The sequence below is a fragment of the Aeromonas oralensis genome (genome assembly GCF_049665575.1).
In the GTDB taxonomy this organism is placed as follows: domain Bacteria; phylum Pseudomonadota; class Gammaproteobacteria; order Enterobacterales; family Aeromonadaceae; genus Aeromonas; species Aeromonas hydrophila.
In genome coordinates, this window is the sequence record NZ_CP187186.1 from 4,705,001 (window position 1) to 4,728,479 (window position 23,479).

Genomic DNA, 23,479 nt, shown 5'->3' on the forward strand with positions numbered 1-23,479 from the left:
GGTGAGTCGACCCCTAAGGCGAGGCCGAAAGGCGTAGTCGATGGGAAGCAGGTTAATATTCCTGCACGACTTGTAATTGCGATGGGGGGACGGAGAAGGCTAGGTGGGCCAGGCGACGGTTGTCCTGGTGAAAGTGCGTAGGTGGTGTTTCTAGGCAAATCCGGAGACACAACACTGAGACACGAGACGAACGCACTACGGTGCGGAAGCCATTGATGCCCTGCTTCCAGGAAAAGCCTCTAAGCTTCAGATTACAAGTCATCGTACCCCAAACCGACACAGGTGGTCGGGTAGAGAATACCAAGGCGCTTGAGAGAACTCGGGTGAAGGAACTAGGCAAAATAGAACCGTAACTTCGGGAGAAGGTTCGCTCTTGACAGTGAAGTCCCTTGCGGATGGAGCAGTTGGGAGTCGCAGTGACCAGATGGCTGGGACTGTTTATCAAAAACACAGCACTCTGCAAACACGAAAGTGGACGTATAGGGTGTGACACCTGCCCGGTGCCGGAAGGTTAATTGATGGGGTTAGCGCAAGCGAAGCTCTTGATCGAAGCCCCGGTAAACGGCGGCCGTAACTATAACGGTCCTAAGGTAGCGAAATTCCTTGTCGGGTAAGTTCCGACCTGCACGAATGGTGTAACCATGGCCATGCTGTCTCCACCCGAGACTCAGTGAAATCGAATTCGCCGTGAAGATGCGGTGTACCCGCGGCTAGACGGAAAGACCCCGTGAACCTTTACTACAGCTTGGCACTGAACATTGAACCTACATGTGTAGGATAGGTGGGAGGCTTTGAAGGCGTGACGCCAGTTGCGCTGGAGCCGTCCTTGAAATACCACCCTTGTATGTTTGATGTTCTAACGCAGGCCCGTGAATCCGGGTCGCGGACAGTGCCTGGTGGGTAGTTTGACTGGGGCGGTCTCCTCCCAAAGAGTAACGGAGGAGCACGAAGGTTGGCTAATCCTGGTCGGACATCAGGAGGTTAGTGCAATGGCATAAGCCAGCTTAACTGCGAGACGGACAGGTCGAGCAGGTACGAAAGTAGGTCATAGTGATCCGGTGGTTCTGAATGGAAGGGCCATCGCTCAACGGATAAAAGGTACTCCGGGGATAACAGGCTGATACCGCCCAAGAGTTCATATCGACGGCGGTGTTTGGCACCTCGATGTCGGCTCATCACATCCTGGGGCTGAAGTCGGTCCCAAGGGTATGGCTGTTCGCCATTTAAAGTGGTACGCGAGCTGGGTTCAGAACGTCGTGAGACAGTTCGGTCCCTATCTGCCGTGGGCGTTGGATGATTGAAGGGAGTTGCTCCTAGTACGAGAGGACCGGAGTGAACGAACCTCTGGTGTTCGGGTTGTCACGCCAGTGGCACTGCCCGGTAGCTAAGTTCGGAATCGATAACCGCTGAAAGCATCTAAGCGGGAAGCGAGCCCTGAGATGAGTCATCCCTGACCCCTTGAGGGTCCTAAAGGGCCGTTGGAGACCACAACGTTGATAGGTGGGGTGTGTAAGCGTAGTGATACGTTGAGCTAACCCATACTAATTACCCGTGAGGCTTAACCATACAACACCCAAGAAGTGTTTCTGGCCTTGTAGCGAATGAACGAATTACTTACATCAGCTTTCTCAGATTGAAGAATTTGCCTGGCGGCCATAGCGCCGTGGAACCACCTGAACCCATGCCGAACTCAGAAGTGAAACGCGGTAGCGCCGATGGTAGTGTGGCATTCGCCATGCGAGAGTAGGACACTGCCAGGCATCAATTAAGCAATCACAGCGATGTGGTTGGTCGCGATACAACGTCAGGTTGTGTTGGACAGAAGATTTAGATAGCGCACACAGTGCGGTCTTTACCGGTTAGTGTGCTGATATGGCTCAGTTGGTAGAGCGCATCCTTGGTAAGGATGAGGTCCCCAGTTCGACTCTGGGTATCAGCACCATTAAATATTAAAGCCTCCCAATCGGGAGGCTTTTTTGTATCCGCTTTTCTCAGTTTACCGAAATCTGCCTGGCATCGAGATAGAACCGAGCCTGTCCGGAGGCTTCTATCTGAATGGCTGCCACCAGTCGTTCATTGCGAGTGTATTCCCACTGCTTGTCGATCGACGTCAACGGTGGCTTGTTGATACCCAGTGTCTGCAGATACTCGTGAAACAAGCCTGCACTGCCGATCTCGGTCAATCCTGCTTTCATCCCAATCAACTCCCTTTTATTGTTGCTGTTTATCAATAGTAACAGTCTCATATGTATTCAATATGAACGCTTTTCTATCAAATTGATCCAAGCTAAGTTGTGGATTGAAAAAGCCGTTGGTGTTTGAAAAAAGGAAGCAAAAACATGCTGATAAAGAACCTGCGTCTGGTCGGCAGGGAGGGGATGTGGCAGATCCTCTGCCAGGATGGCCAGATCAGTGCCATCGAACCCATGAGCACCCCTCTGCTCGCAGCCCATGAGCTTGATGGTGAGGAGGGGCTCGCCATCGCCCCCTTTGTCGAGCCTCACATCCATCTTGATACCACCCAGACGGGCCGGTGAACCGAGCTGGAACCTCTCCGGCACCCTGTTCGAGGGGATTGAACGCTGGGCTGAGCGCAAGGCACTGCTGACCCACGAGGATGTGAAGCAGCGGGCCATCCAGACGTTGAAGTGGCAGATCGCCAACGGCATCCAGTTCGTCCGCACCCACGTGGATGTCTCCGATCCCAATCTGGTCGCCCTGAAGGCGATGCTGGAGGTGAGGGAGGAGATGAAGGAGTGGGTGGAGCTGCAGATCGTCGCCTTCCCGCAGGAGGGGATCCTCTCCTACCCTAACGGCAAGGCGCTGCTTGAAGAGGCGCTCAGGTTGGGCGCCGATGTGATAGGCGCCATCCCCCATTTCGAGTTCACTCGGGAATATGGGGTCGAAAGTCTGCACTATGTGTTCGATCTGGCCGAGAAGTATCAGGTTCTGGTGGATGTGCACTGTGACGAGATCGATGACGAACAGTCCCGCTTCATCGAGACGCTGGCGACCCTGGCCTACGAGCGGGGCATGGGCCATAGAGTCACCGCCAGCCACACCACCGCGATGCACTCCTATAACGGCGCCTATGCATCCCGCCTGTTCCGGCTGCTGAAGATGGCGGACATCAACTTCGTCGCCAACCCGCTGGTGAACATCCACCTGCAGGGGCGCTTCGACAGCTATCCCAAGCGTCGCGGCATCACCCGGGTGAAGGAGATGCTGGAAGCGAACATCAATGTCTGTTTCGGCCATGACGACGTGTTCGATCCCTGGTATCCCATGGGCACCGCCAACATGCTGCAGGTGCTGCACATGGGGCTGCATGTCTGCCAGATCATGGGTTACGAGCAGATCAACGACAGCCCCAAGCTGATCGGCTGCCACAGCGCGCGCACCCTGAACGTGCAGGATCGCTATGGCATCGAGGTGGGCAAACCGGCCAACCTGCTGATCCTGCCCGCCGAGAGCGGCTTTGATGCGGTGCGCCGCCAAGTGCCGGTGCGTTACTCCATTCGCGGTGGCCGGGTGGTTGCGCAAACCAGTCCATCCCGCACCTCGATTCATCTGGATCAGGTCGAGCCGGTCGACTTTCGCCGCTGATGCGGGTGATGTCGATTAATTGCCCTGCTGTCCCCCAGGCCCGACATTTTGCATAATGTCGGCCCGATACTATGGAGGCGTGATCTCATGCAAACCTGGTTATATGTTGCCGCCGGCGGGGCCATCGGCGCCTGCCTGCGCTTTGGTATCGCCGAACTGATGGCGCTGTTGCTGGGACGCCATTTCCCCTATGGCACCCTGATGGTCAACGTGGTCGGCTCCTTCATCATGGGCATTGCCTTTGCGCTGATCAGCCATGGTCATGTGGTGGAGCACCCGCTGAAGCCGCTGCTGATGGTCGGCATCCTCGGTGCCCTGACCACTTTCTCCTCCTTCGCGCTGGATACAGTGGTACTGGCCCAGCAGGGAGCCTATCTGAAAGCCGCCCTCAATATCGGCCTCAACCTGTTTCTCTGTCTGGCCATGGTAGTGCTGGGGATGCAGTTGGTCGCCAGCCGGGTTTAAGGTGTCCGCACGCCATTGGCTCTGGTAAACTGGCGGCCATTCTTTGCTCTATGGGTGTTTAAGGGATGTCAGAACAGACTACGACAACGCATTTTGGCTTTAAAACCGTGGCCTCGACCGAGAAGGAAACCCTGGTCGCCGGCGTCTTCCATTCGGTGGCAGCCAAGTATGATCTGATGAACGATCTGATGTCGTTCGGCATCCACCGCCTGTGGAAGCGCTTCACCATCGACTGCTCCGGCGTGCGCAAGGGTCAGAAGGTGCTGGATCTGGCCGGTGGTACCGGCGATCTGACCGCCAAGTTCTCCCGCATCGTCGGCGAGACCGGCCAGGTGGTGCTGGCGGATATCAACGACTCCATGCTCAAGGTGGGCCGCGACAAGCTGCGCAATCTGGGGGTGGCCAACAACGTCTCCTACGTGCAGGCGAATGCCGAGGCGCTCCCGTTCCCTGACAACCATTTCGACGTCATCACCATCGGTTTCGGCCTGCGCAACGTCACCGACAAGGACAAGGCGCTCGCCTCCATGTTCCGGGTGCTCAAGCCGGGTGGCCGCCTGCTGGTGCTGGAGTTCTCCAAGCCGGTCAGCGAAGTGATCGCCAAGCTGTACGATCTCTACTCCTTCAAACTGCTGCCTAAAATGGGCGAAATCGTCGCGAACGACAGCGAAAGTTACAAATACCTGGCGGAATCGATCCGCATGCACCCGGATCAGCAGACCCTGGCGGGCATGATGGAGAATGTCGGTTTCGAACAGGTTGAGTTCTACAACCTGACCCAGGGCGTGGTCGCCCTGCACCGCGGTTACAAGTTTTAAGGTCGCCTATGCCGATGGATGCCATGGTTACCGCGCTGATCGAAACCAGCCTCAACCAGCTGCTGCGACTCGACAAGCAGAGTCCGGAGCGGCTGCGCAAATTGACGGGCAAGGTACTCAAGCTGGAGCTGCGCGAGCTCAAGCCACTCTGGTTTGTCTTCTCCGAGCGCCGGCTGGATGTGCTGGCCAAATTCGAAGGGGAGGCTGATGCGGTGCTGAGCCTCTCCCTGACCGCGCTCGGCCTGCTCAAGGACCCCTCCGCCCTGACCCGCTACATCCGCGAGGAGAAGCTGGATCTGAGCGGCGACCCTCAGCTGGTGCAGGCGTTCAGCGTGTTGCTGGGCGAGCTGAATATCGACTGGGAAGAGGAGCTGTCCCGTTATACCGGCGATGTGCTGGCCCACACCCTGCTGCGCGGTGCCAGTCAGGCACGCCGGTTCTTGGGGCGTGAATTGTGCCGTAGCCAGCGCCAGCTGGCCGAATACCTGACCGAAGAGATCCGGCTTGCGCCGGGTCCGCTGGAAGTGGCCAGCTTCAACGACGATGTCGAGTTGCTGGCCCAGCAGATGAAAGCGGTCGAGCTGCGGTTGGCCCGCTTCGAGCAGCAGGTAGCCTGATGACCCTGAAGGAGTTCAAACGCCTCTATCGCATCATCAGCATCCTGCTGGAGCAGGGCATCGACGAGCTGGTGCCCGCCCATTATCAGCCCTGGCCCGGCCGGTTGGCCCGTCGCAGCCTGTTCTGGCTCAAGAACAAACGTCAGGGGCTGAACCGCGGTGCCCGCATCCGGCTCGCCTTCGAGGCGCTCGGCCCCATCTTCATCAAGTTTGGCCAGATGCTCTCCACCCGGCGCGATCTGCTGCCGCCGGACATCGCCGAGGAGCTGGCACTGCTGCAGGACAGGGTGCCTCCCTTCTGTGGTCAGGCAGCCCGCCGCCAGATCGAGGCGAGCCTGGGCTGCACCATTGAGACCCTGTTTGACGATTTCGACGAGACGCCGCTGGCGTCGGCCTCCATCGCCCAGGTGCATACCGCCCGGCTGAAGGAAAACGGCCGCGAGATCGTCATCAAGGTGATCCGTCCCGATATCGAGCCGGTCATCGAGGCCGATCTGCGGCTGATGCAGGCGCTGGCCCGTCTGGTGGCCCGTTTCGTGCCCCAAAGCGGACGACTGCGCCCCATCGAGGTGGTGGAAGAGTATCGCAAGACCATCCTCGACGAGCTCAACCTGATGCGCGAGGCGGCCAACGCCATCCAGCTGCGCCGCAACTTCACCGGCTCCGAGGCGCTCTACGTGCCCGAGGTGTTCACCGAGCACTGCCGTGAGCAGGTGCTGGTGATGGAGCGGATCTACGGCATTCCGGTCTCCGACATTGCCGCGCTGGAGGCCAACGGCACCAACATGAAGCTGCTGGCCGAGCGCGGGGTGGAGGTGTTCTTCACCCAGGTGTTCCGCGACAGCTTCTTCCACGCCGACATGCACCCGGGCAACATCTTCGTCTCCTACGAACATCCGGAGAATCCGCTCTGGATCGGCATCGACTGCGGCATCGTCGGCACCCTCAACCGGGAAGACAAGCGCTACCTGGCCGAGAATTTCCTCGCCTTCTTCAACCGTGACTACCGCCGGGTGGCCGAGCTGCACGTGGAGTCCGGCTGGGTGCCGCCCGATACCAAGGTGGACGAGTTCGAGTTCGCCATCCGCACCGTGCTGGAGCCCATCTTCGAGAAGCCGCTGTCCGAGATCTCGTTCGGTCACGTGTTGCTTAACCTGTTCAACACCGCGCGCCGCTTCAACATGCAGGTGCAGCCGCAGCTGGTGTTGCTGCAGAAGACCCTGCTCTATGTGGAGGGGCTGGGTCGCCAGCTCTACCCGCAGCTCGATTTGTGGCAGACCGCCAAGCCCTACTTGGAGAACTGGATGTACCAACAGGTGGGGCCCAAGGCGGTGTGGAATGCCATCAAGGAGAAGGCGCCATTCTGGGCCGAAAAGCTGCCGGAACTGCCGGAGCTGGTCTACGAGACCCTGCGCCAGACCCGTCATCAGCAGCGCCACTTCGACCAGATGTTTGCCGATTTTCGCCGGCACAGTCGCCGCCAGGGTCAGGCTCGCTACCTCTTAGGGGTTGGAGCCAGCCTGCTATTGGCCGGTGTATTCTTGCTGACCCAAAAACAACACATTGAGTGGGGACAAATCAGCCTCGCCGGCGCCGGGTTATGCTGGCTGCTGGGTTGGTTGCGAACCCGTTCTCATTAAACAAACTGCGCCAGTGGGCGCCAGCTCTGGAGAGAAAGTCATGGGTGGTATCAGTATTTGGCAATTGTTGATCATCGCAGTCATCGTCGTGCTGCTGTTCGGTACCAAGAAACTGCGCGGTATCGGTGGTGATCTGGGTGCCGCGGTCAAAGGTTTCAAGAAGGCGCTGTCCGATGAGCCGGAGACCAAGTCCGAGCAGAAGGATGCTGAGTTTCCCCCGAAACAGCTGAACGAAGCGGCCACTCAGAGCAGTGAGACCGCCAAACAGAAAGACAAAGACCAGGCCTAAGCCATGTTCGATATCGGTTTTTGGGAGCTGGTCGTTATCGGTGTGGTAGCACTGGTGGTACTGGGGCCCGAGCGGCTGCCGGTTGCCATCCGCACGGCTGCCCACTGGATCCGCCTCATTCGTTCGACCGCGAACTCGGTCAAGTCCGAGCTGGAGCAGGAGCTCAAGTTGCAAGAGCTGCACAACGACCTGAAGAAGGCCGAACAGTTGCAGATGAACAACCTGAGCCCCGAGCTACAGGAGTCTATCGAGCAGCTCAAGGCGGCGGCACAGTCGGTCAATCGCCCCTATCAGGGGGAGAACGAGATCCGTCCTCCACGTCCCGAACCGGTCGCTCAGGCTGAACCTGCCACGCCGGTTGAGCCTGCTGTGCAGCTGAGCTACGACGTGCCGCCGGTCAACAGCCAGCGGGAGAGCGAGCCGGTGCCAGTCAGCGACTCCGCAGTAAAAGGGGAGGTGAAGCCATGAGTCAGGCCGAGCAACCCCTGATCAGCCATCTGGTCGAGCTGAGAACGCGCCTGCTGCGCTCCATCTCGGCCATCCTGCTGGTGTTCATCGCGCTGATCTACTTCTCCAACAACATCTACGACTTCGTGGCCCAGCCACTGCTGAGTCAGTTGCCGGAAGGGACCAGCATGATAGCGACGGATGTGGCGACCCCCTTCCTTACGCCGATCAAGCTGACCCTGGTGGTCTCCTTCTTCGTGGCGATCCCCTATCTGCTCTATCAGGCCTGGGCCTTCATCGCTCCCGGTCTGTACCAGCATGAACGGCGCCTGATCATGCCGCTGGTCGCCTCCAGTGCCGTGCTGTTCTATGCCGGCATGGCGTTCGCCTACTACGTGGTGTTCCCGCTGGTGTTTGGTTTCTTCACCAGCACCGCGCCCGCCGGGGTGACGGTGGCGACCGATATCGCCAGCTATCTGGACTTCGTGCTGACCCTGTTCTTCGCGTTCGGGGTGGCGTTCGAAATTCCGGTGGCCACCATACTGCTCTGCTGGACCGGGGTGACCAGTCCCAAGAGCCTGCGGGAGAAGCGTCCCTACGTCATCGTCGGGGTGTTCGTGGTCGGCATGCTGTTGACGCCGCCCGATGTCTTTTCCCAGACCCTGCTCGCGATCCCCATGTGGGGTTTGTGGGAGATAGGTCTGTTCTTCGCCCGCTTCTACGTGAAAGAAGAGAGCGAAGAGAAGCAGGAACAGACTGAAGAGGGGAGCTGAGGCTCCCTTCCTCTTTTCATGCCCCCGTTCGAGGCGTATGGTAAGGCCCCATTGAGTAGATGGTTTTCAAATACCTGATATGTCTTCCTTTTGTTCGGACCCGCTGACCCCATGATCGACATAGGTGTAAACCTGACCAGCAGCCAGTTTGCCGATGAACAGGCCGATCTGGTGGCGCGCGCCCTCGCCGCCGGGGTGGAGGCGCTGATCCTGACCGGCACCGATCTGGTCGGCAGCCGCGAGAGCGCCACCCTTGCCGCCCGCTGGCCGGGTTACTGTTTCTCTACCGCCGGGGTCCACCCCCACGACGCCAAGAGCGTCGATGAGGCGACCCTGCCCGCCCTGCGCGAGCTGGCAGCCTTGCCGCAAGTGGTGGCCATCGGCGAGTGCGGTCTCGACTACAATCGCGACTTCTCCCCCCGTCCGGTGCAGGATGCGGTATTCGACGCCCAGCTGGCGCTGGCCGCCGAGCTCGGGATGCCGGTGTTTCTCCACTGCCGCGATGCGCACGCCCGTTTCATCGAGATCCTGCGTCCCTGGTTGCCGAGGCTGCCGGGAGCCGTGCTGCACTGCTTCACCGGCTCCGACGAGGAGCTGGACGAGTGTCTGGCGTTGGGGCTGCACATCGGGGTGACCGGCTGGCTGTGCGACGAGCGTCGTGGCCAGTTGCTGCGCGAGCAGGTGGCCCGCATTCCGGCCGCCGGCTGATGATCGAGACCGATGCCCCCTATCTGGTGCCGCGGGATCTGAAGCCCAGACCAAAACGCAACGAACCCGCTTTTTTGCCGCACATCGCCCAGGTGGTGGCGGCCTGCCGTGGTGAAGCGCCCGAGGCCTTGCTGGCCCACACCCGGGCCACCTCCGCCGCGTTCTTCCAACTTCCTCTTCAGGAGTGATTCATGGCTACAACTCTTCCAGGCGCCTTTCCGGGTCGCCGTCTGCGCCGGGTGCGCAAACATGATTTCAGCCGTCGTCTGGTGCGCGAGAACGTACTGACCGCCAACGATCTCATCTATCCCGTGTTCGTGCTGGAGGGGGAGAACCGTCGTGAGGCCGTCACCTCCATGCCGGGAGTGGACAGGCTCTCCATCGATCTGCTGCTGAAAGAGGCTGCCGAGCTGGTTGCGCTGGGCGTGCCGGCCATCGCCCTGTTCCCGGTCACCCCGCTGGAGCAGAAGAGTCTGCTGGCGGAAGAGGCCTACAACCCGGACGGGCTGGCCCAGCGGGCGACGCGCGCCCTCAAGGCAAGCTTCCCGGAGCTGGGGGTCATCACCGACGTGGCGCTCGATCCGTTCACCACCCATGGTCAGGACGGCATCATCGATGACGAAGGCTATGTGCTGAACGACATCACCACCGAGATCCTGGTGAAGCAGGCTCTTTCCCACGCCGCTGCCGGGGTGGATATCGTGGCACCGTCCGACATGATGGATGGCCGCATCGGCGCCATCCGCGCGGCGCTGGAAGAGAACGGCTTCATCAACACCCAGATCATGGCTTACTCCGCCAAGTACGCCTCCTGCTACTACGGCCCCTTCCGCGACGCGGTGGGCTCTGCCGGCAACCTCGGCAAGAGCAACAAGGCCACCTATCAGATGGATCCGGCCAACAGCAATGAAGCCCTGCACGAGGTGGCACTGGATATCCAGGAAGGGGCCGACAGCGTGATGGTCAAGCCGGGCATGCCCTATCTGGACGTGATCCGCCAAGTGAAGGATCAGTTCGGCGTGCCGACCTTCGCCTATCAGGTGAGCGGCGAGTACGCCATGCACATGGCGGCCATTCAAAACGGCTGGCTGAAGGAGAAAGAGAGCATCATGGAGTCCCTGCTCTGCTTCAAGCGGGCCGGTGCCGACGGCATCCTCACCTACTTCGCCAAGCGCGTGGCGCAGTGGCTGAAGGAAGATGCCCGCTAAGCTGATGTGTCCGAGCGTGTAACGGATAGAAAAGAGGGGAGCCGATGGCTCCCCTCTTTCGTTACTGATAGCTGATTACAGCTTTATCCAGGCATCGCTCCAGGCAGTGCCGGTAGCGGTTGATGTATAGTGGCTGAGGGAGCCAACGGCTCCCTTTTTTATGACCGGCTAATTACAGCTTGATCCAGGCATCGCTCCAGGCTGTGCCGGTACCCGGCGCATAGTGGCTGGTCGAGCCGCCACACCAGCCGCTGTAGGGCCAGGGTTTGCACTCGTAGTTGCCACCGGCATTGCTGACCCGATCACCGGCCTGATAGCTGGTATTGGGGGCGTAGGCCGGGTAGTCACCCTCGCCACCGCCGCTGCTCTGTTCGGTCAGCGCAACCGGGAAGCGCTGTACCACCGGCTGCTGGCCATCTGCCAGACCGTTGATCACCACTTCATAGCTACCATTGGTCACATTGCTGCCCTGCAAAACCAGCGCGCTGGTGCCGTTCACCAGACTGGTAGTGTTGCCATAGCTGCGGCCGTGCTGCTCCAGCGTGGCAGAGATCTGCACCGGGTTGGCGGTGGTGATGTTGAAGCGGATGGAGACCTGACCGTTAACTATGGTGTAGTCGGAACCCATAGCACTGACAGTGAAGTCGCTGCTGCCGATCACCGGCGGCTTCTCGCCACCATCGCAGTCGCTGTCTCCCTGCAGACGCCAGACGCCCCACTCACCGGTAGTGCCCGGCTCATCGTTCTGGGTCCACCACTCGGCGCGCCAGCTCTTGCCGTTGTGGCTGACGATGTCGCCGCTGACGTAGGTCTTCTTGGCATCCCAGCTGTTTTGACAGATGGCACCCTGCTCTCTGACGGTCACGTTGCGCAGCTGGGTTACCTGCTGGTTGGCACTGTCGCTCACCTGATAGGTGAGGGTGTAGCGGCCGACCTTGCTGCTGTCGACGTTGCCGCTGACCTGAATGTTGGCGGTCAGATCGCCATCTTCCTCATCGTGGGCGCTGACGCCGGCCATGGCGTTGAACGGCGTACCGAGCTCGATAGTGGTGTCCGCAATACCGGTAAAGACCGGCTTCATGCTGTAGACCTCGACGGTACGCACCTGTTCGGTGACGTTATTGTCGCGATCGCTCACCTTGTAGGTGAGGGGATAGAGACCGATGCGCTGGGTATCGACGCTCCCTTCCACCTGGATCTGACCGGTCAGATCGCCATCTTCCTTGTCGCTGGCGCTGACGCCGGCCAGCGGGTCAAAGCGGGTGCCGTGCTTGACGCGGGCATCGCTCAGGCCACTGAACACCGGCTTGCCGTTTTCGTCCGGCGGGGTGATGTTCTGATCGTGGATGAAGGGGCCGTAGCTCTTGATGAAGGCTTCGTTGTAGGCCTGCCCGGCCGCGTTACGACCCATGTCCCAGTTGATGGACCAGGTCATCACGCCGCGCAGGGGCTGACCCTGGCTCTTGAGGCGGTTGAAGGCGTCGAAGAGATCCTGCGGATTCTTGACGTAACCGGTGGCGGCCGCATCGATATTGGTCGGAATGCCGAATACCAGCTTGTCGTGGGGGATCTTGTAGTAGCCGCGGCTGCCGTTGATCAGCGAGTCCGCCATGTAGTAGATGAACTCTTCTTTCAGGGCATCGTTGTTCTGGGCGATCCAGCCTACCCCGTCGATCCAGATACCGTCGCCACCCTGGTTGTAGAACTGGGGATTGATCCAGTCGTAGTAGCCTTCCAGCGCCCGCAGATAGGGGGTATAGAGCCCGCTGGCGGTCAGGTAGGGGAACTCGGGCGCCATGGTGATGAGGAAGTTTTTACCCTGGGCGCGGTAGTGATCCTTGACCAGCCGCAGGGCTGCCGGGATCACGGTCTGGTTGTTGGCGGCAGTGATGGCGGACTGCTCCAGATCGATGTCCAGACCGTCGAAGCCATAGGTCTCCACCAGACGGATGATCTCGTCGGCGAAGGCTTGCTCCTGACCGGTACGCAGCTCGATATGGGCATCGGCACCGCCCAGCGCCAGCAGCACGGAGCGGCCCTGACGGTTGAGCTCGGCGATCTGCTCGATAAACTGGCTCTCGCTCATGCCGGTAGCCGGGTCGAGTTTGAAGGTGGGGATGGGATCGCTGCCGTACACCTTCATGAAAGAGACATCGACCACGTTGTATTGCGGATTGACCTGGTCGAGCTTGACGCAGGGAGCGGTACCGCCCTGATAGCCAGAGCCACCGCACCAGTTGTGCCAGTAACCCACTACGACACCGGATTGGGGATTGACCATGGCCTGACCGGCCGATGCGGCCTGCGCTATGGGGGCGCCCATGCCGAGCAGACAGCCCAGCAGGGATAACTTCAATTTGTTCATCTTGATATCTCCATACAGTACAAACGGAGCGTCCAGCTATGGCCGAACGCTCCCGGGGGCAGCCCCGCTGTCATAGGAAATCTCCCTTAGACCGGTGGCTTTGCGTCGTGCCCTTTCGGGTCACTTTGCCTTTTTCACCCGTTCTCCGTGCGGCGCGGAGAATCAAGTGACCTGAGTAACAGGCTGCTTATGATACGCACTTAAAAACAAATTAATCAACGTATGTGCATGATTTGTTATGGTTATTAACTTTTTGATTAGTTATTTTCCAAGCGTGGAAAGGGCCGGTGATACGCTGCTGTGAACTACTCCTTTGTCGATTGGATTTGCTCTGCTCCCTTGTGGTTCGAGAGCTGAAAAAGCCGCAAAAAGGGCAAAAAAGTACCGATTATTCATGCTGTTGCCGTTAAGTATCTGGCAGAGAGGTGTTTGAGCTCACAAAGAGGGGAAAACAGTGCTGACAGGCGGATTGAAGCTTGATTATTGCGTGACTTGGCCACATGTTAGAGAACCATGAAGAGCTGCTAAAGCGGTCTGTTCAAGACCAAACAAGAGGTAACCGGGATGAATAACCCTTTGCTGACAATGGACTCGCTGCCCCCTTTCAGCCAGATCCAGCCCGATCAGGTCCAGCCTGCCGTGACGCAGGCCATCGCCGATTGCAAACAGAAGATCAGCGATGTGCTGGCCCAGCGCGACCCGCACACCTGGGACAGCCTGATCGCCCCGCTGGAAGAGGTCAACGACCGCCTGGCGCGGATCTGGTCGCCGGTCAGTCACCTCAACTCCGTACTCAACAGCGAAGCGCTGCGCGCGGCCCACGACGCCTGCCTGCCGCTGCTGTCTGAATTCCAGACCTATGTCGGCCAGCACGAGGGGCTCTATCAGGCCTATCGCGAACTGGCCGAGAGCGACGACTTCCCGCTGCTGAGCGGCGCCCAGCGCAAGGAGATCCAGAACACCCTGCGCGATTTTCGTCTGTCCGGCATCGGTCTGCCCGCCGAGGCGCAGCAGCGCTACGGCGAGATCCAGGCCCGCCTCTCCGAGCTGGCTTCCCGTTTCAGCAACAACGTGCTGGACGCGACCCAGGGCTGGCACAAGCTGGTGACCGACGAGGCCGAGCTGGCCGGTTTGCCGCAGAGCGCACAGGCCGCCGCCCGCCAGCTGGCCGAGCTGAAGGGCAAGGAAGGTTGGCTGTTCACTCTGGACATCCCCTCCTACCTGCCGGTGATGATGTATGCCGACAGCCGTGCGCTGCGTGCCGAGCTGTATGAGGCCTTCACCACCCGCGCCTCGGATCAGGGCCCCTACGCTGGCAAGTGGGACAACTCCGCCATCATGACCGAGCTGCTTGCCCTGCGCCGCGAGCTGGCCCAGCTGCTCGGCTTTGCCAACTACGCCGAGCTCTCCTTGGCCACCAAGATGGCGGACAAGCCCGAGCAGGTGGTGAACTTCCTCACCGATCTGGCGGCCAAGTCCCTGCCGCAGGGCAAGGCCGAGCTGGAAGAGATCCGAGCCTTCGCCGCCGAGCAACACGGTCAGAGCGAGCTGGCCGCCTGGGATCTCGCCTACTACGCCGAGAAGCTCAAACAGCACAAGTTCTCCATCTCCGACGAGCAGCTGCGCCCCTACTTCCCCGCCAGCAAGGTGGTGAAGGGGCTGTTCGAGGTGGTCAAGCGGGTGTTCGGCATGAAGGTGCGCGAGCGCCTCGGCATCGACACCTGGCACCCTGACGTTCGCTTCTACGACATCTTCGACGCCGAGGACGAGCTGCGTGGCAGTTTCTACCTCGACCTCTATGCCCGCGAGCACAAGCAGGGCGGCGCCTGGATGGATGTCTGCCTGGGCCGTCGCTACCGCCAGGATGGCTCGCTGCAAAAGCCGGTGGCCTACCTGACCTGCAACTTCAACGGTCCGGTGGACGGCAAACCCGCCCTGTTCACCCACAACGAAGTGGTCACCCTGTTCCATGAGTTTGGTCACGGCATTCACCACATGCTGACCCGCATCGATGTGGCCGGCGTGGCTGGCATCAACGGCGTGGCCTGGGATGCGGTGGAGCTGCCGAGCCAGTTCCTCGAAAACTGGTGCTGGGAGTCCGAGGCGCTGGCCTTCATCTCCGGCCATCACGAGACCGGCGAGCCGCTGCCTGCTGACCTGCTGGAGAAGATGCTGACCGCCCGCAACTTCCAAGCGGCGATGCAGATGCTGCGCCAGCTGGAGTTCGCCCTGTTCGACTTCCGCCTTCATCAGGAGTTTGACCCGGCCAGCGCGGATCAGATCCCGGCATTGCTGGATGAGGTGCGCAGCCAGGTGGCGGTGATGACGCCGCCGGCTTTCAACCGCTTCCAGCACAGCTTCTCCCATATCTTCGCCGGCGGTTATGCGGCGGGCTACTACAGCTACAAGTGGGCCGAGGTGCTCTCTGCGGATGCCTTCTCCCGCTTCGAGGAGGAGGGGATCTTCAACCCGGCCACCGGCCAGTCCTTCCTGAAGAACATCCTGGAAAAGGGTGGCTCCAAGGAGCCGATGGAGCTGTTCCGAGCCTTCCGTGGCCGCGAGCCTCAGGTGGATGCGCTGCTCCGTCACAGCGGGATTGCCGCGTGAGTTTGCGGGCCCCGGCTGGCGTGAGCTTCAAGCAGGTACAGTTTTGCCACATAGTGGGATCACAGCGTGATTTTTGAGATAAAAAGGGACCTTTTGGTCCCTTTTCTCAAGGCTTTTTAATATCTTGCGGATAGCATGTTTGCACTGTCCCCGGCTCTTCAGTAGAGTCGGGTCCTACCTTCCAAGGAGAGAAAGAACCTTGCCATGAGGCGAGCACTCGAGTCTGTCTATCAAATCATCTCAAGTCTGTCTCATTCGAGTGGTCAGGGATATTTCGATACCTTTGTGAGTGAAATCGCAGCAGCGGTCGGGGCCGACTTCGTCCTGATTTCAGCCAGGGATCAAACGGGGCTCCCTTTCAAGGTGCACGCCGCCCACCCCGCCTCTCTCGACATCACCAACTTCAGCTTTCCGGTCAGCGCCACCCTGGGGGAGATCACCCTGCAGGAGGGAGAGACCTGGTTCAGTGATCGGGTACAGCAGCTGTTTCCCCATGCCGCCGTGTTGCAGGCCTGGCACATCCAGGCCTATGCCGGCATCGCCCTCAAGAGTGCCCAGGGGGAGACGGTCGGCATCTGCAGCGTGCTGTTCAAGCGGCCGCTCACCAACATGGACAAGGTGATGGGCCTGTTGCGCCTGCTGGCTCCGCTGGCCGGGCGCGAACTGGCGCTGATGCTGCAACAGCCGGCACCACCCCAGCCCGAGTACCACGACTTTCTGCACACCATGATGTCCCACGCGCCGGTAGGGATCGGCAAGCTCGATCTGAACGGCAAGGTCCTCTGGACCAATCCGGCCATCGAAAAGATGCTGGGCTACAGCCAGAGCGAGCTGTTGCACCGCACCGCCGCCGAGCTCAATCACCCGGAAGACTGGCTGCGCAGCGCCGCCTGCTATGAAGAACTCAAGCGCGGCGAGCGCACCGCCTTCACCCAGGAGAAGCGCTACCTGCACCGGGACGGTCAGGTGCTGTGGGGGCGGGTCACCGTCACCCTGGTGCGGGACGATCAGTTGCAGCCCGACTACCTGATGGTGGTGCTGGAGAACATCGATCCTCTCAAGCGCCACGCCGAACAGCTCAAGCTCTCCCACCGGGTCTACGACAACCTCTCCGAGGCGATCCTGGTGTGCGATGCCGACAGCCGCATCATCTCGGTCAACCCGGCGTTCGAGCAGATCACCGGTTACAGCGAGGAGGAGGTGTGCGGCCAGCGCCCCAGCATGCTCAAGTCCGGGCTGCACGATCAGGCCTTCTACGCCGACATGTACCACGCGCTGGAGCGGGTGGGGGTGTGGCGTGGCGAGGTGTGGAACAAGCGCAAGAACGGCAAGCTCTACCCCCAGCAGCTGATGATCAGCACGCTGCGGGAAGGGGGGCGCATCAGCCAGTACATCGCCATCTTCAGCGACCTCTCCCAGACCAAGCTGGCGGAGCAGAAGATCGCCGCCCAGGCCAACTATGACAACCTCACCGGGCTGCCCAACCGCTGGCTGTTCGGCCGCTGCCTCAGCCGCTTCTGCGAGCGGGGCGAGCGCTTCGCGCTGATGGTGCTCGACCTCAACAACTTCAAGGCGGTCAACAACAGCATGGATCACCACGCCGGTGATGCCCTGCTGCGGGAGGTGTCGGATCGGCTGGTGAGCCGGGTGCGCACCGAGGACCTGGTGGCTCGCATCGGCGGCGACGAGTTCGCTTTCCTGGTGCCGGGCATCGTCAACCGTCGTCAGGCCGAGGTGTTTGCCAAGCAGGTGATCGGCGGCTTCGCTCGTCCCTTCATGCTAGCCAACCAGCACCTCTACGTGACGGCCACCATCGGTATTACCCTCTGCCCGGGCGATGGCCTGGAGAGCGACGAGCTGCTGCGCAACGCCGAACAGGCGCTGTTTGCCGCCAAGCGGCAGGGACGGCTGCTCGGCAGCTACTGTGCCTCCATGCGCGAAGAGGTGCGCCAGCGCCACCAGATGCAGCAGGATCTGGCGGAGGCGATCAAGCTCGAGCAGTTGACCATGGCCTACCAGCCGATCTGGGACAACCGCAGCGGCCGGGTGGCCAAGCTGGAGGCGCTGGTGCGCTGGTATCACCCTCACTGGGGCCAGGTGTCGCCGGCGGACTTCATTCCGCTGGCGGAGGAGGCGGGGCTCATCCAGGGGCTAGGGGCGCTGGTGCTGTGGCAGTCGTGCCGGGATCTGGCGCGGCTGCAGCAATCCGGCTTCCCGGATCTGCAGATGTCGATCAATCGCTCCACCCTGGAGTTCCAGACCATAGACCCGGAGGCGAGCGAGTGGCTCAAGGTGATCCACCACTTCGGGCTGGACCCGGCGGACATCGTCATCGAGATCACCGAGTCTCTGCTGATGGAGACCAGCGATCAGCACAGGGTGCGGATCGATGCCCTGCGTGAGGCCGGCTGCAAGCTGGCCATCGACGACTTCGGCACCGGCTATTCGGCGCTCAACTATCTGCGCAACTTCCCGGTGGATCTGGTCAAGATCGATCGGGCCTTCGTGCGCCACATCCCGTTCAATGAACAGGACCGGCTGCTGCTGGACGGCATCATCAACATAGTGCACAACCTCGGCATGCAAGTGGTGATCGAGGGGGTGGAGACTCGCGAGCAGCTCAACTTCCTCTGCCAGAAGGGGTGTGCCTTCACGCAGGGCTATCTGCTGAGCCGGCCGCTGGCCTACGACGACCTTACCGAGTACCTGCAGCTCAACGACAAGAGCATGTTCCTGCAGACCAGCTAAGCGTTACTGCGCCGCTTTGATCTTTTCCTGTTTCTCCTTCAGTGTCCGGTAATCCTCCCCGAGGTAGCGCAGATAGATGCGATCCAGCACGCCCTCGTCCAGCATCTGTTGCAGTGCCTTGTTGTAGGCAGGCAGCAGGTCTGCCTTGTGCTTGCCAAAACAGAGGTAGAGCGGGGTCGAGTCCATGAAGGGGGTAAGTGCGCGGATTTTGACGTCCTGTTCTTTGGAGAGAATGGGGGCTGAGAAGTAATCCAGCACTATCATGTCGACCCGGCTCTTCTCCAGCATCAGCAGCAACTGCTTGTCGGAGTGGGCCTTGATGGGCTCCCAGCCGGTGAAACTCCTGATCTTCTCGGTGTAGTCATAGCCCCTGACCATCCCCACTTTCAGCCCCTTGGCCATCTTCCATGAGAAGATTTGCAGCGGGCTGTCGCTGCGCACATAGGCGGCCAGCGGATAGAAGGCGGTGGCAAGATCCGAGTGGTGGCAGCCGGGCAGGGGGCATTGTCGAGAATGCCGTCCGCCAGCTCCGTGTTGACGTACTGTTCGCAGCGTCCCCACGGCAGTTCGAGCAGGGTGAGGCTCATGCCGAGGCGATGTGCCACCTCCTGATGGATCTCGACCGATATGCCCTCCATCAGGTTGCCCTGTTCGGCGTAGGAGAAGGGGGGCCAGTCAACGCCACAGACCTTGAGATGGGGGCTGCTCTGGGTGGCAAGCAGCAAGGCGATAAGCAGGTGCATTGGGTTTCCTCCCTACAGCGACGCAAAGGGGCTGTGATACACTCGGTTCACTGAACTTAGAATGCATCCAGAGACCATGCAAATCCTCCTCGAAGACCCCGCCAAGGTGCCCCAGGCCGAAGTCCTGGCCAGCCAGCTCGGCCAGACCGACCTTCCCCAGTTTGCCCTGGTGTTCACCACAACGCGGCTGGAGCTGCGCAAGCTGGACGAGCCCAAGCTGGGGGCGGTCTACGTGGATTTCGTCGAAGGGGCGGTTGCCCATCGCCGCAAGTTCGGCGGCGGCCGTGGCCAGTCCATCGCCAAGGCGGTGGGGCTCAAGGCGGGTGCCATGCCGCGGGTGGTGGATGCCACCGCCGGGCTGGGTCGCGATGCCTTCGTGCTTGCCTCCCTCGGCTGCAAGGTGACCATGATCGAGCGCAGCCCCGTGGTGGCCGCCCTGTTGCAGGACGGGCTGATGCGGGCGGCGCAGGACCCCGAGATCGGCCCCTGGGTACGCGAGCGGATGCAGCTGCTGCACGGCCCGGCGGTGGAGACCTTGTTGGGGCTGACCGAGCGGCCCGACGTCATCTACCTCGACCCCATGTTCCCCCACAAGCAGAAGTCGGCGCTGGTGAAAAAAGAGATGCGGGTGTTTCAGTCGCTGGTGGGGCCGGATCTTGACGCCGATGCCCTGCTGCCGGCGGCGCTCGCCATGGCGGACAAGCGGGTGGTGGTGAAACGGCCGGACTACGCCGGCTGGCTCAACGAGCACAAGCCGAGCATGGCCATCGAGACCAAGAGCAACCGCTTCGACGTCTACGTGATGGCAGCGCTGGCGAGTTGAGTTGCGACTGGCAGGGAGTCTGAGCGTCAAACGAAGAGGGCCAACCTGATCAGGTTGGCCCTCTTGCTATTCATTGGTTACGGGGTGGAGCGAAGTGGATCCGCTTTTCTTCCCCTTGCCAGACGAGTTTCATGGTCGCTAGGTCCGCTAGACTGAGGCGCTCAGCGGTCTCCAGCAGCAGATATTCCACTCCGTCGCTGGCTTCTATGGTGCGGATCCTGTCCGTCCAGGTTCGTCCATCCCGGTCGGTGATCGTGACTGGCAGTTGCCAGCTGGCGGCGATCTCCAGCCAGTCGTACAGGTCACAGCTGACGGGTTGGTAATCGGCCATGAGGTGTGCGGCTCAGGCTTCCAGCAGCCGGGTGGGCCAGCCCATCTTCTGCTGGCGTTCCACCTCGAAACGCAACTCGCTGGCGCGCAGGTAGTGCTCGTCCAGCCAGCCGCTCGGCAGGGTCAGGGTCAGTGCATCTTCATCGGCTTCGAGGGTGAAGCGGGGCACTGTGCCCTGGGTGCGGCGCATGCAGAGGATCAGCGCGATGCGCAGGATGCGGGCCAGCCGGATCGCCTGGCGACCGGTGACGGCACCCTGCTTCTCCAGCGGTTCCAGCTTGAATTCGTCCCGCTGGTTGAACAGCAGGGCCGACAACAGCTTCTTCTGGGCCGGGGTAAAGCCAGGCATGTCGATGTTGTCGATGATATAGGCGGCGTGTTGCGGCGCCTTCTTGTACTCGATGCACAGACCGATCTCGTGCAGCAGGGCTGCGTAGCGCAGGATCGGGCGTCCGTAGCGTTTCGAGAGTCGCCAGGCCGGCTGCAGCTGGTTGAACGCCTCGACGGCGGTGTCGCGCACCCGTTCGGCGTGCTCCTTGTCCAGCTGGTAGCGATTGATCAGGCTGTCGGCGGTGCGATCGCGGGCATCACAGTCGTGATTGTTGCCGAGCAGGCCATAGATCAGCCCTTCGCGCAGGGCGCCACCCGCCAGGGTCATGCTCTCGATGTTCAGGGTTTCGAAGATGGCGATCAGGATGGCGAGACCGGAGGGGAACACGGTCAGCCGTTCGGCCGCCAGTCCTTCCAGTTGCAGTTGGTCGAGCTTGCCGCAGGCAATGGCCTGCCCCATCAGCTCCTGCAGCTTCGGCAGGGTGACCCGCTCGCTCTTCCCCTGCGCCAGCATGATCTCCTGCAGCGCCTGCACCGTGCCGGAGGCGCCGACACAGGTGCGCCAGCCGAGTGCACGATAATCTTCCGCCACCTTCTCCAGCACCGCCTTGGCGGCGGCGATGGCCTGCTTGAAGCGGGCCTCGGAGAGCTCGCCGTCACCGAAGTGGTTGTTGAGCCAGGTGACGCAGCCCATGTGCAGGCTGTTGAGCAGTTTCGCTTCGCTGTGCTCGCCGATCACCAATTCGGTACTGGCGCCGCCGATGTCGATCACCAGCCGGTTGCCTTCCCCGGCCGAGGTCCAGGAGACCCCCTCATAGATGGTCTTGGCCTCTTCCTCGCCCGAGATGATCTCGATGCTGTGGTTGAGCACCCGTTCCGCTTCGCTGAGGAATTCGTCGACGTTGGTGGCAAGGCGCAGGGTGGCGGTGCCCACTACCCGGATGTTGTCGGCCGGAATGTCCTGCAACTGTTCGGCGAACAGGCGCAGACAGTCCCAGCCCCGCTCCATGGCGGCACGGCTGAGGCGAAACTCCGGATCGAGCCCGGCGGCGAGGCGAACCTTGCGCTTGACCTTGGTGACGGTGCGCAGGGCACCGGCGACCTCGCGCACCACCAGCATATGAAAGCTGTTGGAGCCGAGGTCGATGGCAGCATAGAGCGGCGAGTTGTGCAACTGGGCCAGTCCTTTCAGCTCTTGCGGGGCGGACGACGGCGGTTGTTGCTGTTGCCACCGCCCTGGCGATCGCGCATGTTGCGATTCACCGGCTGACGGTTGCGGAACACCCGCTTCGGTGCGGTCACGTCATCCAGCAGCGCCTCACGGTCATACTTGCTGACCGGGATCGGGTGGTGGATATACTCCTCGATGGCCGGCAGGTTGAAGGCATAGTCTTCACAGGCCAGGCTGATGGAGTGACCGCTCTTGCCGGCACGACCGGTACGACCGATGCGGTGTACGTAGTCTTCGGCGTCGTCGGGCAGGTCATAGTTGAAGACGTGGGTCACGTCCGGAATGTGCAGACCGCGGGCGGCCACGTCGGTGGCAACCAGGATGTCGACCGTGCCCTTGGTGAAGTCTTCCAGGATCTTCATCCGCTTCTTCTGCGGCACGTCGCCGGTCAGCAGGCCGACGCGGTGGCCGTCGTTCTCCAGCCAGGCATGAACGTCTTCACAGACGTGCTTGGTGTTGGCGAAGACGATGGCTTTCTCCGGCCACTCCTCTTCCATCAGGGAGAGCAGCAGCAACATCTTGTCTTCGTTGGAGGGGTAGAACAGCTCCTCCTTGATCCGCACGCCAGTCATCTGCTCCGGCTCGATCTGCACATGTTCCGGGTGGTTCATGTGTTCGTAGGCCAGCTCCTGCACCCGCAGGGAGAGGGTAGCGGAGAACAGCATGCTCAGACGCTCGGTGGCGGGCGGCATGCGGCGGAACAGGAAACGGATGTCCTTGATGAAGCCGAGATCGAACATGCGATCCGCTTCGTCCAGCACCACGACCTGAATATTGCTCAGATCGATGACCTTGGACTTGAAGTAGTCAATGATGCGGCCGGTGGTGCCGATCAGGATGTCGACACCCTGTTCCAGCACGGCCAGCTGCTTGTCGTACCCTTCGCCACCGTAGGCGAGGCCGAGCTTGAGGCCGGTCGAGGCGGACATGCTCTCCGCGTCGTTGTAGATCTGGACCGCCAGCTCCCGGGTCGGGGCCATGATGATGGCGCGCGGCTGGTTGATGAGGCGCGGCTTGGTCAGCGGATGGGTCAACAAATAGTTGAAGGTGGCGGCCAGGAAGGCAAGGGTTTTGCCGGTCCCTGTCTGGGCCTGACCGGCGAGGTCATGACCTTCTACCAGCAGTGGCAGAGACAGTGCCTGGATGGGGGTGCAATAGTGAAATCCCTTTGATTCCAGACCAGCCAGAACTTCGGGTTCGAGGCCCATTTGGGCGAATTTGTCGGTCGTTAAATGTGTTTTGCTCATGGCGGTAGGTTATCAGGTTAGGCTTGCAATAATAAACAGGATCATTTCAAATAGGGCAACTATTGCCTTTGTTGATACGTCAATAAAGCCTTAATTACTGACTGGAGTTGGAGATGAGTGACAAGATTGTTCAGCTGAGCGATGCCAGCTTCGAGGCAGATGTAATCAAAGCCGATGGCGCCGTTCTGGTCGACTTCTGGGCCGAATGGTGTGGTCCGTGCAAGATGATTGCCCCGATCCTGAACGAAGTCGCCCAAGAGTATGCCGGTCGCGTGACCGTGGCGAAATTGAACATCGACCATAACGCCGACACTCCGCCCAAGTATGGCATTCGTGGTATTCCGACCCTCTTGCTGTTCAAGAATGGCGAAGTGGCAGCGACCAAGGTCGGTGCCCTGTCCAAGACTCAGCTGAAAGAGTTCCTGGACGGTAACCTGTAATAATCAAAGAGGAGCGCATTGCAATAATGCGCTCCTTCTGTTTT

At 60.7% G+C, this 23,479-nt stretch carries 17 protein-coding genes, 1 tRNA gene, 2 rRNA genes, 3 pseudogenes and 1 riboswitch (1 of these 24 only partly in view); of the genes and pseudogenes, 17 read left to right on the forward strand and 6 right to left on the reverse strand.

Annotated features, from left to right (window positions below; translation table 11 throughout):
• From ACPDZI_RS22055 to ACPDZI_RS22065, 3 genes are all read left to right on the forward strand, one after another.
• A 23S ribosomal RNA gene (locus ACPDZI_RS22055) occupies nucleotides 1-1,566 on the forward strand; it begins 1,323 nt to the left of the window's first position.
• A 79-nt stretch (nucleotides 1,567-1,645) separates the two neighbouring features.
• Nucleotides 1,646-1,760: ribosomal RNA gene (rrf, locus tag ACPDZI_RS22060) — 5S ribosomal RNA — on the forward strand.
• 106 nt (nucleotides 1,761-1,866) lie between these two features.
• Nucleotides 1,867-1,942 (forward strand) — tRNA-Thr (locus ACPDZI_RS22065).
• A gap of 49 nt (nucleotides 1,943-1,991) precedes the next feature.
• Here the strand turns inward: ACPDZI_RS22065 and ACPDZI_RS22070 are convergent.
• Nucleotides 1,992-2,246 carry a hypothetical protein gene (locus tag ACPDZI_RS22070; protein ID WP_016348944.1) on the reverse strand — a complete coding sequence of 85 codons (255 nt, stop codon included), beginning with the start codon at nucleotides 2,244-2,246 and terminating at the stop codon, nucleotides 1,992-1,994.
• A 93-nt stretch (nucleotides 2,247-2,339) separates the two neighbouring features.
• Here ACPDZI_RS22070 and ACPDZI_RS22075 point away from each other — a divergent pair.
• The 10 genes and pseudogenes from ACPDZI_RS22075 to hemB all read left to right on the forward strand — a co-directional run bounded on the left by ACPDZI_RS22075 (nucleotide 2,340) and on the right by hemB (nucleotide 10,571).
• A pseudogene (locus ACPDZI_RS22075) lies at nucleotides 2,340-3,606 on the forward strand (cytosine deaminase).
• An 87-nt stretch (nucleotides 3,607-3,693) separates the two neighbouring features.
• The gene (gene crcB / locus ACPDZI_RS22080; protein ID WP_016348946.1) at nucleotides 3,694-4,071 is read left to right on the forward strand and encodes a fluoride efflux transporter CrcB; all 378 of its coding nucleotides are present in this window, start codon (nucleotides 3,694-3,696) and stop codon (nucleotides 4,069-4,071) included.
• A gap of 65 nt (nucleotides 4,072-4,136) precedes the next feature.
• A complete protein-coding gene (gene ubiE / locus ACPDZI_RS22085) occupies nucleotides 4,137-4,889 on the forward strand; it encodes a bifunctional demethylmenaquinone methyltransferase/2-methoxy-6-polyprenyl-1,4-benzoquinol methylase UbiE (RefSeq protein WP_011704116.1) in 753 nt (250 codons plus the stop codon).
• Nucleotides 4,890-4,897: 8 nt separating this feature from the next.
• A complete protein-coding gene (locus ACPDZI_RS22090; protein WP_202012692.1) occupies nucleotides 4,898-5,506 on the forward strand; it encodes a ubiquinone biosynthesis accessory factor UbiJ in 609 nt (202 codons plus the stop codon).
• Nucleotides 5,506-7,146: a ubiquinone biosynthesis regulatory protein kinase UbiB gene (ubiB, locus tag ACPDZI_RS22095; protein WP_202012691.1), complete on the forward strand. Its 1,641-nt coding sequence runs from the start codon at nucleotides 5,506-5,508 to the stop codon at nucleotides 7,144-7,146. Before ACPDZI_RS22090 ends, ubiB begins: the two co-directional genes overlap by 1 nt.
• Before the next feature lie 40 nt (nucleotides 7,147-7,186).
• Nucleotides 7,187-7,435, forward strand: coding sequence for a Sec-independent protein translocase subunit TatA (tatA, locus tag ACPDZI_RS22100; protein ID WP_076362821.1), 249 nt, complete (start codon nucleotides 7,187-7,189; stop codon nucleotides 7,433-7,435).
• A gap of 3 nt (nucleotides 7,436-7,438) precedes the next feature.
• Entirely contained in the window at nucleotides 7,439-7,903 is a 465-nt protein-coding gene (gene tatB / locus ACPDZI_RS22105) for a Sec-independent protein translocase protein TatB (RefSeq protein ID WP_146061131.1), read from the forward strand.
• On the forward strand, nucleotides 7,900-8,655 hold the full coding sequence (gene tatC, locus ACPDZI_RS22110; protein WP_011704121.1) for a twin-arginine translocase subunit TatC: 756 nt from the start codon (nucleotides 7,900-7,902) through the stop codon (nucleotides 8,653-8,655). The genes tatB and tatC overlap by 4 nt, the downstream gene beginning before the upstream one ends.
• A gap of 111 nt (nucleotides 8,656-8,766) precedes the next feature.
• Nucleotides 8,767-9,551 (forward strand): annotated as a pseudogene (locus ACPDZI_RS22115) (TatD family hydrolase).
• A gap of 3 nt (nucleotides 9,552-9,554) precedes the next feature.
• Complete coding sequence (gene hemB, locus ACPDZI_RS22120; RefSeq protein ID WP_049045681.1) at nucleotides 9,555-10,571, forward strand: porphobilinogen synthase; 1,017 nt, start codon at nucleotides 9,555-9,557, stop codon at nucleotides 10,569-10,571.
• 172 nt (nucleotides 10,572-10,743) lie between these two features.
• Here the strand turns inward: hemB and ACPDZI_RS22125 are convergent, their stop codons facing one another.
• Nucleotides 10,744-12,936 carry an immunoglobulin-like domain-containing protein gene (locus ACPDZI_RS22125; RefSeq protein WP_318528691.1) on the reverse strand — a complete coding sequence of 731 codons (2,193 nt, stop codon included), beginning with the start codon at nucleotides 12,934-12,936 and terminating at the stop codon, nucleotides 10,744-10,746.
• A gap of 54 nt (nucleotides 12,937-12,990) precedes the next feature.
• Nucleotides 12,991-13,076, reverse strand: a riboswitch (cyclic di-GMP riboswitch).
• Nucleotides 13,077-13,500: 424 nt separating this feature from the next.
• On the opposite strand from ACPDZI_RS22125, the gene prlC reads away from it, so the two are divergent.
• Nucleotides 13,501-15,543 (forward strand): oligopeptidase A, encoded by a 2,043-nt coding sequence (prlC, locus tag ACPDZI_RS22130; protein WP_263681224.1) that lies wholly within the window; start codon nucleotides 13,501-13,503, stop codon nucleotides 15,541-15,543.
• A gap of 204 nt (nucleotides 15,544-15,747) precedes the next feature.
• A complete protein-coding gene (locus ACPDZI_RS22135) occupies nucleotides 15,748-18,291 on the forward strand; it encodes a sensor domain-containing phosphodiesterase (RefSeq protein ID WP_438833797.1) in 2,544 nt (847 codons plus the stop codon).
• 3 nt (nucleotides 18,292-18,294) lie between these two features.
• On the opposite strand, the pseudogene ACPDZI_RS22140 reads toward ACPDZI_RS22135, so the two are convergent.
• A pseudogene (locus tag ACPDZI_RS22140) lies at nucleotides 18,295-19,034 on the reverse strand (substrate-binding periplasmic protein).
• Nucleotides 19,035-19,110: 76 nt separating this feature from the next.
• Between ACPDZI_RS22140 and ACPDZI_RS22145 the strand changes: the two are divergent.
• A complete protein-coding gene (locus tag ACPDZI_RS22145; protein ID WP_438833798.1) occupies nucleotides 19,111-19,857 on the forward strand; it encodes a class I SAM-dependent methyltransferase in 747 nt (248 codons plus the stop codon).
• 70 nt (nucleotides 19,858-19,927) lie between these two features.
• Here the strand turns inward: ACPDZI_RS22145 and ACPDZI_RS22150 are convergent, their stop codons facing one another.
• Genes ACPDZI_RS22150 through rhlB form a run of 3 tightly spaced genes read right to left on the reverse strand, consistent with a single transcriptional unit; the run spans nucleotide 19,928 to nucleotide 22,995 of the window.
• Nucleotides 19,928-20,188 carry a Rho-binding antiterminator gene (locus tag ACPDZI_RS22150; protein ID WP_438833799.1) on the reverse strand — a complete coding sequence of 87 codons (261 nt, stop codon included), beginning with the start codon at nucleotides 20,186-20,188 and terminating at the stop codon, nucleotides 19,928-19,930.
• A gap of 12 nt (nucleotides 20,189-20,200) precedes the next feature.
• On the reverse strand, nucleotides 20,201-21,691 hold the full coding sequence (gene gppA, locus ACPDZI_RS22155; RefSeq protein ID WP_438833800.1) for a guanosine-5'-triphosphate,3'-diphosphate diphosphatase: 1,491 nt from the start codon (nucleotides 21,689-21,691) through the stop codon (nucleotides 20,201-20,203).
• A 14-nt stretch (nucleotides 21,692-21,705) separates the two neighbouring features.
• On the reverse strand, nucleotides 21,706-22,995 hold the full coding sequence (gene rhlB / locus ACPDZI_RS22160) for an ATP-dependent RNA helicase RhlB (RefSeq protein ID WP_011704129.1): 1,290 nt from the start codon (nucleotides 22,993-22,995) through the stop codon (nucleotides 21,706-21,708).
• Between the two features lie 113 nt (nucleotides 22,996-23,108).
• Between rhlB and trxA the strand changes: the two genes are divergently transcribed.
• Nucleotides 23,109-23,435, forward strand: a complete 327-nt coding sequence (gene trxA / locus ACPDZI_RS22165) for a thioredoxin TrxA (protein ID WP_005307306.1) — start codon at nucleotides 23,109-23,111, stop codon at nucleotides 23,433-23,435.
• The last annotated feature ends 44 nt before the right edge of the window (nucleotides 23,436-23,479 follow it).